This window comes from Kitasatospora sp. NPDC002227 (assembly GCF_040296285.1).
Classification (GTDB): Bacteria; Actinomycetota; Actinomycetes; order Streptomycetales; family Streptomycetaceae; genus Kitasatospora.
In genome coordinates this window covers 157,688-172,146 of sequence record NZ_JBEOWY010000013.1, presented here as the reverse complement: position 1 = coordinate 172,146, position 14,459 = coordinate 157,688, and the positions used below count along the sequence as shown (strand labels likewise).

General features: G+C 72.3%; 18 protein-coding genes. All 18 read left to right on the top strand.

The annotated features are described in order from the left end of the window. Nucleotides 1–163 precede the first annotated feature (163 nt). Nucleotides 164–760, top strand: coding sequence for a hypothetical protein (locus tag ABT095_RS15095; RefSeq protein WP_350529833.1), 597 nt, complete (start codon nt 164–166; stop codon nt 758–760). Between the two features lie 82 nt (nt 761–842). Beyond that, on the top strand, nt 843–1,322 hold the full coding sequence (locus ABT095_RS15090) for a hypothetical protein (protein ID WP_350529832.1): 480 nt from the start codon (nt 843–845) through the stop codon (nt 1,320–1,322). 180 nt (nt 1,323–1,502) lie between these two features. Next, nucleotides 1,503–1,757 (top strand): hypothetical protein, encoded by a 255-nt coding sequence (locus tag ABT095_RS15085; protein ID WP_350529831.1) that lies wholly within the window; start codon nt 1,503–1,505, stop codon nt 1,755–1,757. Nucleotides 1,758–1,824: 67 nt separating this feature from the next. Beyond that, complete coding sequence (locus tag ABT095_RS15080) at nt 1,825–3,207, top strand: phosphoadenosine phosphosulfate reductase domain-containing protein (protein WP_350529830.1); 1,383 nt, start codon at nt 1,825–1,827, stop codon at nt 3,205–3,207. Nucleotides 3,208–3,340: 133 nt separating this feature from the next. Beyond that, nucleotides 3,341–4,573 (top strand): hypothetical protein, encoded by a 1,233-nt coding sequence (locus ABT095_RS15075; RefSeq protein WP_350529829.1) that lies wholly within the window; start codon nt 3,341–3,343, stop codon nt 4,571–4,573. A 282-nt stretch (nt 4,574–4,855) separates the two neighbouring features. After that, a complete protein-coding gene (locus ABT095_RS15070; RefSeq protein WP_350529828.1) occupies nt 4,856–6,028 on the top strand; it encodes a hypothetical protein in 1,173 nt (390 codons plus the stop codon). Between the two features lie 210 nt (nt 6,029–6,238). Continuing rightward, a complete protein-coding gene (locus ABT095_RS15065) occupies nt 6,239–6,724 on the top strand; it encodes a hypothetical protein (RefSeq protein WP_350529827.1) in 486 nt (161 codons plus the stop codon). 171 nt (nt 6,725–6,895) lie between these two features. Then, entirely contained in the window at nt 6,896–7,609 is a 714-nt protein-coding gene (locus ABT095_RS15060; protein WP_350529826.1) for a DUF6197 family protein, read from the top strand. Between the two features lie 89 nt (nt 7,610–7,698). Next, on the top strand, nt 7,699–8,538 hold the full coding sequence (locus ABT095_RS15055; RefSeq protein WP_350529825.1) for a GP88 family protein: 840 nt from the start codon (nt 7,699–7,701) through the stop codon (nt 8,536–8,538). Between the two features lie 127 nt (nt 8,539–8,665). After that, nucleotides 8,666–9,568 (top strand): hypothetical protein, encoded by a 903-nt coding sequence (locus ABT095_RS15050; protein WP_350529824.1) that lies wholly within the window; start codon nt 8,666–8,668, stop codon nt 9,566–9,568. Nucleotides 9,569–9,674: 106 nt separating this feature from the next. Then, entirely contained in the window at nt 9,675–9,932 is a 258-nt protein-coding gene (locus ABT095_RS15045; protein ID WP_350529823.1) for a hypothetical protein, read from the top strand. Between the two features lie 107 nt (nt 9,933–10,039). Then, nucleotides 10,040–10,300: a hypothetical protein gene (locus ABT095_RS15040; protein WP_350529822.1), complete on the top strand. Its 261-nt coding sequence runs from the start codon at nt 10,040–10,042 to the stop codon at nt 10,298–10,300. Continuing rightward, on the top strand, nt 10,297–11,001 hold the full coding sequence (locus ABT095_RS15035) for a hypothetical protein (protein ID WP_350529821.1): 705 nt from the start codon (nt 10,297–10,299) through the stop codon (nt 10,999–11,001). The genes ABT095_RS15040 and ABT095_RS15035 overlap by 4 nt, the downstream gene beginning before the upstream one ends. Before the next feature lie 115 nt (nt 11,002–11,116). Beyond that, on the top strand, nt 11,117–11,497 hold the full coding sequence (locus ABT095_RS15030) for a DUF2958 domain-containing protein (protein WP_350529820.1): 381 nt from the start codon (nt 11,117–11,119) through the stop codon (nt 11,495–11,497). A gap of 161 nt (nt 11,498–11,658) precedes the next feature. After that, nucleotides 11,659–13,083 (top strand): hypothetical protein, encoded by a 1,425-nt coding sequence (locus ABT095_RS15025; protein ID WP_350529819.1) that lies wholly within the window; start codon nt 11,659–11,661, stop codon nt 13,081–13,083. A 107-nt stretch (nt 13,084–13,190) separates the two neighbouring features. Then, complete coding sequence (locus tag ABT095_RS15020; RefSeq protein WP_350529818.1) at nt 13,191–13,328, top strand: hypothetical protein; 138 nt, start codon at nt 13,191–13,193, stop codon at nt 13,326–13,328. A gap of 95 nt (nt 13,329–13,423) precedes the next feature. Continuing rightward, the gene (locus tag ABT095_RS15015; protein ID WP_350529817.1) at nt 13,424–14,098 is read left to right on the top strand and encodes a hypothetical protein; all 675 of its coding nucleotides are present in this window, start codon (nt 13,424–13,426) and stop codon (nt 14,096–14,098) included. A gap of 95 nt (nt 14,099–14,193) precedes the next feature. After that, nucleotides 14,194–14,451 (top strand): hypothetical protein, encoded by a 258-nt coding sequence (locus ABT095_RS15010; RefSeq protein WP_350529816.1) that lies wholly within the window; start codon nt 14,194–14,196, stop codon nt 14,449–14,451. Nucleotides 14,452–14,459: the final 8 nt, after the last annotated feature.

Sequence of the window (14,459 nt, the reverse complement as noted above, 5' to 3'; positions counted from 1 at the left end):
GCGGGCTCCCGGCTTCACCCCGAGGCGCTCCGGCATTTGCCGCTTGGCCAAGCGAGGCTCAGCCCCCTTGAAATAGTGGCTGACTCTGCTATAGTTATTCATGTCGGGCGGAGGTGGCACTCCGGACCGGCTCAACCCGCACCTCCGAACCTAGGGGAGTTCCATGCCCGCGACCCTCACCGCCGACCTGATCGACAGGACGGCCCAGAGCAACGGCAACCACGAGCGACTGGCATCCCGCGTGCTGGACGGGATGGCGCGGATCCACAGCCACGCCGGTGCCGACGCGCCGCTGTGGCACCGCACCGACTTCTGCGACTGGGAGACCGGCAGCGGCGGCTACTGGAGTGTGGAAGCCAACTCCCTGCGGGCCCACGAGGTGGAGCTGACCGGCCTGTCCCTGCCCGTCGCGGTCCGGGTGCTCAACGAGCTGCGCAAGACCGACCGGGGCCCGCAGGAGCCGCTCAGCCTCAGCGGCGTGCGCGGCTTCGACGGGCTGGCCGCCCGCATCCTCGCCGAAGGCGTGCGAGGGCTGCGGTCCAGCGGACACGCCCCGTGGCCGGGGACCGAGCACCACGAGGCACCGGCCCGGTACACGAGCGAGCTGACCCCCGTCTGGCACCAGGCCGCCAAGGTGACGGTCCGGCTCACCGGACCGGGCGCGGACGCCCACGTCACGGTCGCCGCCTCCCGCCTGACCGGCTTCGAGGCCATGGTCCTGCTGGCCGCGCTCACCGAGGCCCTCTCCACCTCCGCCTGAACCCCTCGGTGGCTGCCCGCCCGCCGGGCAGCCACCGCCCCTCCGCATCCCTTCCTCACCCACGACCCGAAGGAGCGCCGCCATGGGCGACCGTTCACCGCTGCAGGTCTTCGTCCACGCCGCCGACCCCGACCAGCACGACGCCGTACTGAAGGTCCTCACCGATCACGGCCTGGACCTGGAGTACGAGTTCCCGGAGATCGCCGACGGGCAGCTCGCCCTCGGCATCCGGTACTTCGACGTCGAGTCCGGCATCGACCCGGAAGACCTGTGGGCCGCGCTGATCGACGCCGCGCCCAGCGCTGTCTTCGAGCTCTGGCTGGACCCCTTCCCGGCCGTGTACGACGGCCTCTACATCGGCCACGTCCCGGACATCGGCACGTACAGGGTCGAGTGCAACTCAGACGGAACACCGCTGGTGAACGCAGCGAAACTGGCCGAGGCCCTGGCCGCGCTGCCCGAGGAGGCGACCGTCGCGCAGTGGCTGGCGGGCCCGGGCACCGAGCTGCTGGGCACCGCGGTTCGGGCCCGACTCAGCCAGTACGAACGCCGCACCGTCTAGCGGCCGACCGGCGCGCGTGCGGGCGGGCCCGCACGCCACCGCCACACCGCTCCCCCGCCGCCGGCCCGACAGCCGGCCCGACAGCCGCCCCGTGAACTCCCAGGCCGCCGACGGCCGGATGCGACACCCCTGCCGCGGGCCGCACCCGGCCCGCGGCGACCTGCCACCGAGAGGACCACCGTGACCACCCGAGACGAGCTGGACGGCATGGGCACCGACGAGCTGCACGCCGCCCTGACCCAGGCCACCCGAGGACTGCCCGCGGACCACCCGGTCCGCGTCATCTGGGAGCAGCTCGACGAAATCCTGACCGCTGGCGGCGTCGAGTGCCTGCCCGCCCCCTGGGACAACCTCCCGCGCTGCCAGGGCCACCCGGTCGGCGAGACCGAGAACTGCACCTGCTTCGACGCCCCTGGTAGTCCCGCCTGGGCCTGAAGGCGGGGGTGTCCGGCCCCGGCCGGACACCCCGTGCACCCCGCCGCTTCATCCTCCGAGGAGAATTGTGTCCACCCCCCTTCGCATTGGACGCGCGCTGCGCTTCGCCGCCAGGCAGCTCGCCGCCCGCGTCCAGGCCGCCGACTGGCCGGCCGACCTGCCCGCCGTCGCCCGCCGCCTGCTCTCCGAGCACATCGGGGCCGAACCCCACCCCGACAACTACCCGGAGCTGTGGCGGCGCCGGGTAGACGCCTGGTCAGCCTTCACCGGCGACGACGAGCACGACCAGGCCGAGGAGTTCACCGCGCGCCGACTGGACCCGCTGCTCCTGATCGGCGACGTCCCCGACGCCGTCCGCCACCTGGCAGCCGTCCTCTGGGAGCAGCCCGGCACCGACCCGGACGTCTGGCGCCGCCGCATCCAGGCGTGGTCGGTGTTCGCCCACCCGCAGGACCAGGTGTCCGCCCTGTCGGAGGCCGCCCACCGCGCCGACCCGCCGCGGATGCCGATCGGCTTCCTCACCATCAACCCCGGCCGGCACTCGCCGTACGAGAAGGGTCACGTCCTCGCGCTGCTGAGCAGCGGAGGGAAGGACTCGTCGGTCATGAAGCACGTGGTGTGCACCGGGGCCGAGGCCGCGGGCGCCCTGCACAAGGCCGTGGTGATCTACAACTCCCTGGGCACGACGGACAGCGGCGAGCCGATCGAGTGGCCGGGCACCATGGACCTGATCCACCGCCAGTCCGCCCGCTACGGCGTGCCGGTGATCGTGACCGAGCGCCCGCAGGGCGGTCTGTTCCAGCAACTGGTCCAGGAGCGGGGCAAGTTTCCTTCCAGCTCGGCACGCTGGTGCACTTCCGATCAGAAGACCTCCCAGGGGATGAAGGTGGTCACGGCCCTGGTCGACCAGCACCGCCGGGAGTACCCGGGTGAGCACGTCATCGTCTACTACTGCCTGGGGCTGCGCGCAGCGGAGTCCTCCGGCCGGGCCCGCAAGCCGGAGTTCATGGTCGACCGGGCCGCGAGCAACAGCCGCCGCACGGTAATCCGCTGGAACCCGGTCCTCGAGTACAGCGACCGCCAGATCTGGGAGACGATCCGCGACCACCGGATCGAGTACCACCGGGCCTACGACCTCGGGGCTGGCCGGCTCAGCTGTCGCCTGTGTGTGCTGGCCACCGAGGGCGACCTGGTGCTCGCCGCCGGCCTCAGCCCGCGGCTCACCGACGACTACGTCGAGGCCGAGGAGACCACCGGCCACAGCTTCAAACACGGGCTGTCCGTGGCGGACATCCGGGCGAAGGCCGGACCGGCCCGCACCGGCCGCCGGGCCAAGCGCCGCCGGGCCTGGTATCTCCGGATGCCGCCCGGCGCGGCGATCCGCCGGAACCTGGGCAGGCCCGCCGAGCAGCAGGGGCCCCACGGCCAGCTCCTGCTGTTCGCCACCTGACCCCCCGGGGAGCGGCGGATCGGAGCGGAGAGACACACTCGCAATAAGTGGATGAATACGCTATAGTTGTTCATGTCGGCCGGGGGTGGCGCCCCGGCCGCCTCAACCCGCACGCTCTGCGAAGGAGTCTCCAGTGAGCAGCACCATGTCCCCGGCGCACGCCCTCACCGCCCCGGTCGTACGGCCGGACGTCGCGTCCGTCCGCCGCCTCCTGGACGAGAAGGGGGAGTTCAGCCGGTGGAGGATCGGTCAGGTCGCCGAGCGGGACAACGCCCCGGTCAACGCCACCGTTCGCGTCACCCGGTCCGCCTCCGCAGCTCCCGGTGAGCCGACGTCCCTGCAGATCGGCCGGAATCTGGGCTGGTTGGAGGACGTCCGGCGCTTCCTGGTCGCCAACGGCTACGCCGTCCGCTACACGGAGAACCGGATCGCCCTGCTGCTGATCGACCCGTGGGTGGAGGCCGTGGTCGACGGCAAGGCCGTGCTGCGCGACCAGCCGGCCCCCGTGCCGGCGTCGGACCGCTCGCTCGACCAGGTCCCGCTGCCGGTGCCCGCGGATCACCGCTGGATGCGGATGTTCTGGGAGGAGTGGTACGCGGGACTGAACGGCATCGGGAGCGCCGAAGACGTCCGCGACGCCATCACGCACAGCGCGCAGCAGGAGGTGCCCGCCGTAGTCGGCGGGGACGGCTCGATCTGGTTCGGCGCGACGCTCTACTCCCCGGAGCACACTGCCCCGCCGGTGAAGTGGGAGCACTACGCCGTTCCGGCGGAGTTCGCGCGGACGTATGCGTGGAACAGCACGGTCCGGGAGGACTGCGCGCTGGCGCTGCTGCCGCACCGGGGCCTGTTCACCGAGGAGTTCTACGAGACGGCGGGCGCCGAGCCGTCCCGTTCGCGCCGGGTGGAGTGGTCGGCGGCCGTGGCGGCGGTGGAGACCGCGCTGGAGATGCCGCAGTGCCGCGTGGAGAGCAACGGCCGGGGCGCGGTCCGGGTCTGGCACCGGGGCGGCGGGCTGATGGTGCGCACGCCCGTCCCGGGAACCGAGTCGGCCGCCGTGCCCGGCACGCGCTTCCTGGACGCCCACTCGGCAGCCGTCCAGGAAGCGGCGCGGGACCTGGCGGCGGCCGGGTTCACCGGAGCCGCCTGCGGGGACCGGGGTCCCGAGTCCGGGCAGGGCTTCTACCTGGAGCCCGCGGACGGGGAAGGGGCGGTGCGGATCGTGCTGGCGGCGGACGGGCGGATCATCGGCCTGCCGAACAGCGAGGTCCTGACAGCGTGGAGGGTCGCGCTGGAGGACGCCTGGCAGGTCACCCAGCAGTACGACCGCCTGGTGGCGGTCCGGCTCGCGACCGGGCGCCAGTAGGACCAGCGGGGCCGACGGGCAGCCGGTTGGGCGGCCGGCCCCCGTCCGGCCAAGGACGCCGGCACTCCCGACCGGCTTCGGCCGGCCACCGCGACCGAGCGGCGGCCGGCTCCGCTGGGCCGGTGGTGGACCCCGGCAAGACACTGGCGTCGACGCCGCGGCCTGCGAAAGAAGGGCATCCCCCACTTGCCGATGGTGGATACATGCGCTACAGTTATCCATGTCGGAACGGGGTGGCTCCCGGCTCCGGCTCAACCCGAACACCTTCCGGAGGAGACCCTTTTGAGCACCACCACCCGGCGGCCCGGCGTCCGATCGGTCCGCTCGATCCTGCAGAACAGGGCCAGCTTCACCGACGCCCGGATCGGCCTGCCCCACAAGAGCGACAGCTCCTCACCGCTCGCCACCGTGCGGGTCGCCTGGCAGCGGCCCGAGAACGGCACCTCGCCGTGCCTGCTGAACGCAGCGGAGCAGGGGTGGCTGCGGGACGTCGGCCGCTTCCTGCGGGCCGAGGGGTTCGCGGTCCGCTACGCCTCCGACCACGATGCCCTGCTGCTGCTCGACCCCCGCGCCGCAGCGGACGGCGCCGCCGCCGAGCTCTCCTCGGACGCCGCCCTGGCCACCGCCCCGGCCCCGGTGCCGGTGCCGGACCACAACCGCTGGGACCTCCACTTCTGGGGCCCGGGCGAGGAGGGCATGCTCGGCTTCGGCACCGCCGCGGACGTCCGCGCAGCCGTCGCGGTCGCGGCGGATCGCGGCCACCGCGCCGTGGTGGACGGGAGCGGGGCGATCTGGATCGCCGACAGGCAGTACAGCCCCACCCACTCCACACCCCCGGAGGAGGTCTGGTCCCCCTACGCCGTCCCGAACGGTTTCACCTCCTGCCACCCCTGGAACTCCGACACGCTGCGCATGGCGGCGTTCGCGCTGCTGCCGTACCGGGGGAACTTCCGGGCGGAGGTGTTCGAGGTGCCGGGGCACAGCCCCGCGATCGCCCGCGACGTCTCCTGGCCCGCCGCCGTCGCCGCCCTCCAGGCCGTGCTCCCGCTGGAGGACAACCGGGTGGAGAGCAGCGGTCGCGGCGCCGTACGGATCTGGCACGAGGACGGCGGCATGAGCCTGTGGACACCGGTGCCGGGCACCGAGCAGGATTCCGCGCCCGGGATGCGGTACAGCGACACGGGCAACGAGCTCGTCACGTCGGCCGCCGCCGCGCTGTCGGCCGCCGGGCACCAGGGCGCGGCCTGCGGCGACTGGGAGCCGCTGCCCGGCGCCAGGGGGTTCTACGTGGTCCCGGCAGGGGACGAGGCAGTGCGGGTCGCGTGGGCGCCTTTTCGGCCGGTGGGCCACTCCCCCGCGACCGGCCCCTTCTGCGAGTGGGTGAGGGTGCTGGTGGCCGACGGCTGGGGTGCCCACCACGGGCAGTACGAGGTCACGGCGTACCGGGACCACTGAGAGAACTCCCCCGGTGGGGCCCGCACGGATCGCGGACCCCACCGACCCCCGTGGCAGCAGGCCGGGGCCTGCGCAGTCCCGGTCACTCAAGGCACCGGTTCGGCCGGCATCGAGCCACCAATTCAGTGGCTAGCTATGCAACAGATGTTCATGTCGGACGGGAGTGGCATCCCGATCCGGCTCAACCCGCAACCCGAGGAGCCCAACGTCATGACCACCATGCCCGAAATCGCCGTGACGGCCGTCTACGCCGGCACCGGCGACCCCCGCATCCACCGGACCAGCTGCGAGGGCTGGCCCGCAGAGGCCGCGGCCACGGGCGGCGGCAGCGAGTGCCTGACCGCCACCTCCCTGTCCGAGCTGGCCGCGCACATCTACCGGGGCGCGCTCCAGGAGGCTCCAGACATGACCGCGGCCGACTTCGCCGACCACCTCAACGTGGCGCCGTGCGCGGCGGACGTTCCACACGGTGCCCCGGACGCCGAGCGGCGCTTCACCCGGAGTCGGCGAGAGCAGGGTTTCACCTCCCGCGAGCAGCTCCAGGCCGTCATGGACTACGCCGAGCACGCCCTGTCGTGCGTCGAGTGCCCGCCGCCCGGCCCGGCCGTCCTGACCGGCGGGGCGGGAGGCGGCGAGAGCGAGATGTGCGACCCGGGCACGGATCTCTACGCCGCCGCCCGGGCCGCCGGACGCTGATCGGCGGGGGCGGGCCGGCCACAGTCGGCCCGCCCCCGCCGATTCGGGGAAAAGGGCAGGTCGGGGCCACGACCCACTTGCCCATGGTGGCTAGAGTCGCTATTATTGTCAATGTCGGAACGGGGTGGCACCCGACCCGACTCAACCCGACCCCCCGAGAGGACGACCAGGATGAGCCACACCCCGAACCCGGCGGGCAAGACCACCTCGAACCGGCAGACCTTCATCACGGAGATCCACCGGCTGATCGACGAGGCGGCACCGACCGGCCTGCTGTACGCCGTCACCTCCACCGGGCACAGCGTCATGGTCCACCGCGCCGAGGAGCAGGTCACCGTGCGGGTCTACGACAGCTGGGGGGCGAAGGTCGAAGCCAGCCAGGCCGTCAGCTTCTTCGTGGCGGACGTCACCGCCGGGGTGCTCTGGCAGCAGGCCGTCACCGAGAAGCTGCTGACGGACCAGCTGCCCGTTGCGACCCGGCGGCCCCGGAAGCTGCACTCGTCCTCCCCGGCCGGGCTGCTCGACTTCGCCGCGGACCACCTGCGCCACGTCGGACTGCACCGCACCCCGCCGGGCCGGTTCGATTCGCCCTGGCAGGGAAGCCAGTGGACCGGCCCGTGCACCGTCCCGCATGCCTTCCAGCTCGCCCTGCGGGTCCTGCGCGACACCCCGTGCGAGGACCGGGAGGCCGTCCGCGACCAGGCGATGCGCCTGCTGGCCGACTGCTGTCACGGCGCTCCGGTCCAGGTCCCGGACTGGTGGACCGGCGGCACGTACAGCTACCTGGTCTCCACCGTGTCCAACTGGGGCGCGGCCGAGCGCCGAACGGCGGCCGGCGCCGCCGAGTTCCTGCGCGCCGCCGCCCGCGCCGCCGAGCAGGGCTGACCGGCACCGCCGCCCGGGGCGGTCGGACAACCGGCCGCCCCTCCCCCTCCACCGACCAGATGCTCGATCACACCGCCGGAGCCTTCCCGATGGACGACCTGACCCTGTTCGACGCGCCGCCGGCCAAGCCCCGCGCCTATCTGCTGACCAACAACAACACGGATCTCGCCCGGGACAACATCTTCACGTGGACATTGCCAGCGTGGTGGGTGACCCTGAGCAGCGGCGTCAAGTACAACGTCTGCCCGGAGGCGAGCGTCTGCGGTCGGATGTGTTTCGCCTACGATCGGACCAGCTCCTACAAGCGTTTTCCCGGCGTGGCAGCCAGTCACCTCAAGAACCTCGAGCTGACACTGGACCACCTCTCCACCTGGGAGGGATGGATGATCGCCGAGCTGCGCCGACCCAGGTACGCAGTCAACGCGCGCGTGCGCATTCACGATTCAGGCGATTTTCACTCAATTCCGTACACGCGAGCCTGGTTCAAGATCATGAAGTCCGCACCGCATGTGCGCTTCTACGCCTACAGCAAGGCCGTCACCACCCTGCGGACCGTCATCGCGGAGATGGGCGAGCTGGAGAACTTCGTCTGCCGGTTCAGCCTGGGCGGGACAGAGGATCACCTGATCGACACCGAGGTGGACCGTCACGCCGACGTCTTCCCCGATGAGGCCGCACTGAAGGCGGCCGGCTACGTCGACCAGGGCGCGTCGGACCTGATCGCCGCCGGAGCGGACGTCAAGGTCGGCATGGTGGCCAACCGGCTGGCCCGCACCCGCAAGAGGCAGGGCGGGAAGTCGTTCAGCCAGCACCAGCAGGCCCACACTGCAAGGCAGTCGGAGCGCAGGCGGCAGGCCGCCGCGAGGCATGCGGCGCAGCGGGCGGCGGCATCGGTCGGCACCGGCGGCCTTTCCCGCACACCCGATTAGTGGAGAACTATGCTATAGTTGTCCATGTCGCAGAGGCCCGCCCGCGCAGGGCGGGCCCGGCAAAGCGCTCGGCCTCCGCACCCGGCGGGCATCCACCCCACCATCCCTTCCAGCTCCGAGGAGCCCCGTGTCCGTCCGCACCGACACCCCCCTGGTCGCCGCCGTGGCCGCCGTCCTGACGCCCGCTCACCCGCGGAGCACGGGGCCGTTCATCGACGGCTTCACCGTGGCGCCCACGGCCGACGAGCAGGCCGCCCAGCTCACCTACTCCGTCCGCCCGGCCCACCTCGCCGACACCGGCAACGTCCACCGCCGCAACGAGGCGTTCCGGGACTGCGCCGAGCGGCTCGCCGCCGCCGGGCACCCGCTGACCCGGGTGGACATCCGGGAGGGGTACGTGTTCCGGGACGCCCTGATCGTGTTCCCCGCGCCCCGACCGGAGCCGGAACCGGTGGACCCGGCGGTGTGCCGGTGCGGCGGCCGGTGGTGCCCCCGCACCCGGGAGCGCGAGCTCGCGGTGGAGGCCCTGACGCTCGACACCGGGCGCTCGGTGGCCGCCCTGCTGGCCGCCCTGGAGCAGAGCGCGAAGGAGCCGGTGCTCCACGCGATCGGCGACCCGTGGAGCACCGCGATCGTGCTCGACAACGCCCGCGCCGCACTGCTGGAGCCGCCGCCCGTCGACACCGCCGCCGTACTGGCCGATCCGGCGTGCGAGGACTGCACGGCCGAGGGCTGCGTCCGCAGCGGCATCCGGGCGCGCAGCGCGCTCGACCGGGCCGCCCTGGCCGCCTCCGTGCACGCCGTCAGCTACCGCGCGGCCCGGATCGCGATCGACCGGGCACACCAGCAGCTGACCCCCGGGAACCGCTGGCGCCGGAGTGCCGTGGACGCCGCCGAGCGCATCAGCGCGGCCCTGGTGACCGCCCGCGCCGCGCTGCACCTGCCGGCCCAACCCGACCGCCACCACCGGCGCGGGGAGCGCGTCAGCCTGCTCAACCTCCGCCATCACCGGCCTCCAAGGCCCCGCTGAACCGGGTCGAGACACGACTTGCAATGGTGGTCAGATCTGCTATAGTTATTCATGTCGATTGGGCCACTTGAGCCGCCCCATCGCCCCGGATCATCGAGGAGACCACATGAGCACTTCGTCCGCAGAGCCCGGGGCGATCGCCCCCGAGGACATCCGCCCCGGCGACACCGTCGAGGCGCTCAACACCAGCAGCTCCAACCCCAAGACGTTCCGCCTCACCGTCGACCGCACACCCTGGCGCGTCAACTCGACCACGACCGCACTCACCGACGGCACGGGCATGTACGACGCCCAGACCGCCAGCCTGCGCCTGATCGGCCGGCCGCACGGCCCGGCCAGCGCCTCCATCACTGCCCACCGGTAACCGGGCGATCCGATCCAGGGGCGGTCGCCCGGCCCGACCGCCGAGACGACCGCCCCTGGTGCCGCGCAAGGCCAACACCGCACTCCGACCCCGAAGAAGGGCCCCCGATGGCCGACCGCCTTCCCGCCACCCGCCCCGCCTGCACCCACCACGGCCCGATGGGCCTCCGGCCGCCCGGCGGCTCCCGGGAGCAGAGGCACTGCGGCGTCTGGTACGACTGCCGAGCCGGCGACTGCCGCAGCAGCGTGCTGATCGCCTCCCCCGCGCTGCTGGCCGACCTGGCCCGGCAGGCCGCCGGTCGACCGGCGCTCCCGCCGCACGGGCAGTCCACCCCGTCCACCACCGCCTTCGAAGGAATCCGATCATGACCAGCCTCGCCGACGCGATCGCCAGCTCGCAGGCCCTCGCCGACCGGCTTGCCGAACACGGCATCAGTGCCGACGTCGCGGGCGATCCCCTGCACCTCGGCCTCACCGAGGTCCCACTGGCCATCGGCAACTCGCCGCACAGCCTGTTCCTGCTGCTGGTCGACGGCAAGCTGGAGTGGGAGTTGGTCAGCGACGCCGACGACGAGACCAACGGCGTCACCGTCGAGGAGGGCAGCGCGCTGTGCGCCAGCACCGACCAGGCAGTCGCCTTCGTCCGCCGCTGGCTCTTCGCCTCCGGAGCCGAACCCGGCCACCCCGACCCCGAGGGCGGGTCCCTGCCCTCCGGTCCCGCCCCGCAGCAGCCCGACGCCGTCATGGAGTTCACCTGCGCCGCCTTCCCCGGGCCGAGTGAGGACGGGGCGTCGGCGGCCGAGCGCGACGCGCGGTGCGCCCGGGCGCACTTCTGGGGGACGTTCGGCGAGACGAGGCAGTACCGCAGCCCGGCCGGCGCCTACGCGGTGTCCGTGACGTTCCGCCCCGCGGGGAAGCCGGGCGGAGGACCGGCCTGGAGCGCCGAGGGCGCGCTCGTCCGGTACTGCGACGGCTCCACCGCGATGGCCGACGTCGACCCGGACTCGGTGGCCGCGCTGTTCCGACTGGCCGAACACCCGGCCGGGGCCCCGGTGACGGTGTCGCTTTAGCCGCAGGTCAGAGCCTTCACACGCTTGGAAATAGTGGCTACTCCTGCTAGTATTGTCTATGTCGGAACGGGGTGGCACCCGGACCGTCTCAACCCGAATCACCCGGAGGCACCGCATGCCCGAGCACACCGAGATCACCCGCCCACCCGAGGTCCGCCGCGAGGAGCGCGGCCACGACTTCTACCCGCCCGCCGAGACCCTGGCCACCATCCCGGCGATCTACGCCACCGAGCACATCCCGGTCGGCGAGAAGACCGTCCACCTGCACTACTTCTGCGCCTGGGGCGACTGGTACGTCACCGAGTTCAACCCGGTCGACGGCGAGGCGTTCGGGTGGACGATGGTCGGCCACCACGACCCGGCCTCGGGGGAGTGGGGGTACATCGACCTCCCCGCACTGGAGTCCCACCGCAGCGAGCGCGGCCTGCCGCACCTGGTGGAGCGGGATCTCGACTTCACCCCCGCGCCCGCCGCCGAGTGCCTACCCCGGCGCTGACGCCGCACGACTGGCCGCCGGAGCCCGCTGGGCGGGCTCCGGCCCCGCGCCCCGACGCCGACCCGCCCCGGGCGACTCCCGCCCACTTCCGCGGGCCGGCCGATCCGCACCCGACCCGCCCCGACCGCGAAGCGCGGTCAGCTTCCGAGGAGACCCCTGCCGTGAGCAGCGGACAACTGGCCCTGATGGCTGCCCCCACCCCCTACTCCCTGGCCTCCCGAGCCGAGACTTGCGAGTGTTCAACTACCGTTCTGTGTTGGGGACTTGGCGCGGATTCGACGGCGATCCTGGTGCGGGTCCTGGCCGATCCGACGCGCTACGGCCTGCGCGGGGACCTGTCCGACCTGATCGTGGTGACCGCGGTCGTCGGCGAGGAGTGGCCGGACACCTACGACCTGGCGGAGGAGCACGTTCTGCCGCTGCTGCGGCGCTACGGCGTGCGCTACGTCCAGGTGGGCCGCGCTGGCCCGTCGATGGCCAAGGACGGAATCGTGGTGCTGTCCGACAGCCGCTCGCCCGAGCGGATCGTGCGCCGGGCCCCGTGGAACCTGGGTGACGACCTCGCGGCGTCCGGGACGCTGCCGATGTACGCGGCCGGCAAGCGCCTGTGCAGCATCCGGTTTAAGGGCGAAGTTCTTGACAAATGGTTTGAAACGGATATTACGGACGGCCCGTTCTGCCACTGGATTGGCTTTGATGCTCTCGAAGTCGCGCGCGCCAAGCGGGACTTGACCTACACGAGCCCGGGGCGGCACCCGCGGTATCCGTTGATCGAATGGGGCTGGGACAGGCCCCGGCTATTGGAGTACCTAAAGGGACGATTTGGGATTATTTATCCGAAATCTTACTGTACTATGTGCCCCTTTCCTGTTTCTTCCGGTTCGATCAAGGAGCATCTGGCCCGGGCCCGGCGCTTCCCGGAGGCGATCGTCAAGGCGGCCGTGCTGGAGCACGTGGCCGAGGCGCTGAACCCGCGGTGCACCCTGTACGCCGACTCCTCGCTGCGCCGCGAGCTCGGCGGCTCCAGGAACAGCGCCGCCCTGGAGGCTCTGGATGCCGAGCTGCGCCGGCTTCCGTGGACCGTCTACCAGGTCCGGAGGATCATCACGGCGGGCCGGAGCAAGCAGTGCAAGGCCGCCCACGGCGACCGGTGCTCCCGCCCCGGCCCGGCATGCATCCGCAAGGGCACCGCCTGGCGCTCCGTGGGCAGCCTGCCGCCGATGACGCGGGAGGAGGCCGTGGCGCTGATCACGGAGAACGCGGAGCGCGGCGGCACAGTGGTGGAGACCGACGCCAACGGGATCAGCAGGGTCGTGACGAAGCGGCGGGGGTCGGCCTACCCGATGACCGAAGAGCTGTACGTCGTGGCCCCGGCCATGGTGCCGGACAAGGCCCGGCCGGGCTTTCAGCGCCTATGGGAGGAGATCTTCGCCCCGGTCCCGGCGATCGGGTCGGCCGGCGCGCCGCCCCTGCCGGGCCAGCGCGGGGCTGCAGCGGCGGAGGCCCTGCCCGCAGCGCCCGAGTATGCGCCGGGGAGCGCCGAGACCGGCGGCGAGCTGACGCTCTGGACTGGTCCGTTCGCGTGAAGCAGGCCACACGCACCCATAAATAGTGGCTGATTCGGCTATTATTGTTCATGTCGGCACGGGGTGGCACCCGGATCCGACTCAACCCGCAACCCGAGGAGCGACCCATGTCCGCCATGTCCGAGCAGGACGACTTCAACCAGCGCGCCATCCCCACCGTGCCCGGCCCCCGCAAGAGCACCGAGAACACCGGCGCCAAGGGCCGCGTGCCCCGCCAGACCCGCGGCAACGACCGCAAGGGCTGATCCAGAGGCGGGCGGTCCCCCGGGCCGCCCGCCTCCCCCCACCGCAGACCGCCCACCGGCGACAGCCGGACCGAACACCCCGGGAGAACCCCGCCATGGCCATCACCCACGAGCAGGCCGCCGCCCAGATCCTTCCCCGCCTCGACCTCGGACTCGCCGACGTCCAGCTGATCGGCGCTGCTCTGTACGCGCGCCCGGTCGCCGAGGCGGGCGAGCCCGCCGACGCCCGCGTGATCAAGCTGACGCTCGCCGGAGCCGGTCGCTACATGGAGTGGGAGGGCGTACAGGCCGAGCTGATCGGCGGCAACGGCGCCGTCATGGACAGCATCCGCCTCACCTTCGCCCACAACTCGACCTTCCCCGGCGAGAAGGACACGACCGTGTCCTTCGCTTGGGGCCCGCAGCACTTCCAGGGCGCCGACTTCGGCCCGCTGAGCGCCCAGTTGACCACCTGGGCCGGGGTGCACCGGCTGCGCGACCGTGACCGGCACCCGCACCGGGCGCAGGCCCTGGCCGACTTCGTCCGCGACGTCTACCTCGGAGACGTCTCCGCCGTACTGATCGACCTGGCGCCGCTCAGCCTGGCCGTCGCCTACATCGACCGGGAGACGGTCGAGCTCCACCTCGAACGCCCGCTCCCCGACGAGGAGTGGGAGCGCGTCCGGGAGCACCTGGCCGGCACCGACTACGACGAGGTCGTATCCGAGACCGCCGACCTTCAGGACGCCTTCATCGACAAGGCCGTGGCCGCCGCCGGACTCACCCCGTAGCGGCCAGGACTCGCATGGCACCGGTGTCCGCCCCGCAGACCGGCCCGGCGGGCACCCCTCTTCACCGATCACGTACGCCCCCGGAGAGCAGCACGATGGCCACCACGCCCCGCCCGAACGAGCTCGCCGAAGCGATCGCCACCGCCGCCGCCGACCAGCGCGAGAACTACCCCGACTTGTCGAACGCCGACGCGGTCGAGCTCATCCGCCGCAACTTCGTCGTCGCCGAGGACGCCCCCCACTACCCCGGCAACTGGGCGGTCTCGGTCAACGCGCAGAACCCGGTGGAACGGGCGTACGCCCTCGTACGGCGAGCAACGCCGGACGAACTGGCCGCCGCCCTGGCCCTCTGACCGGACAC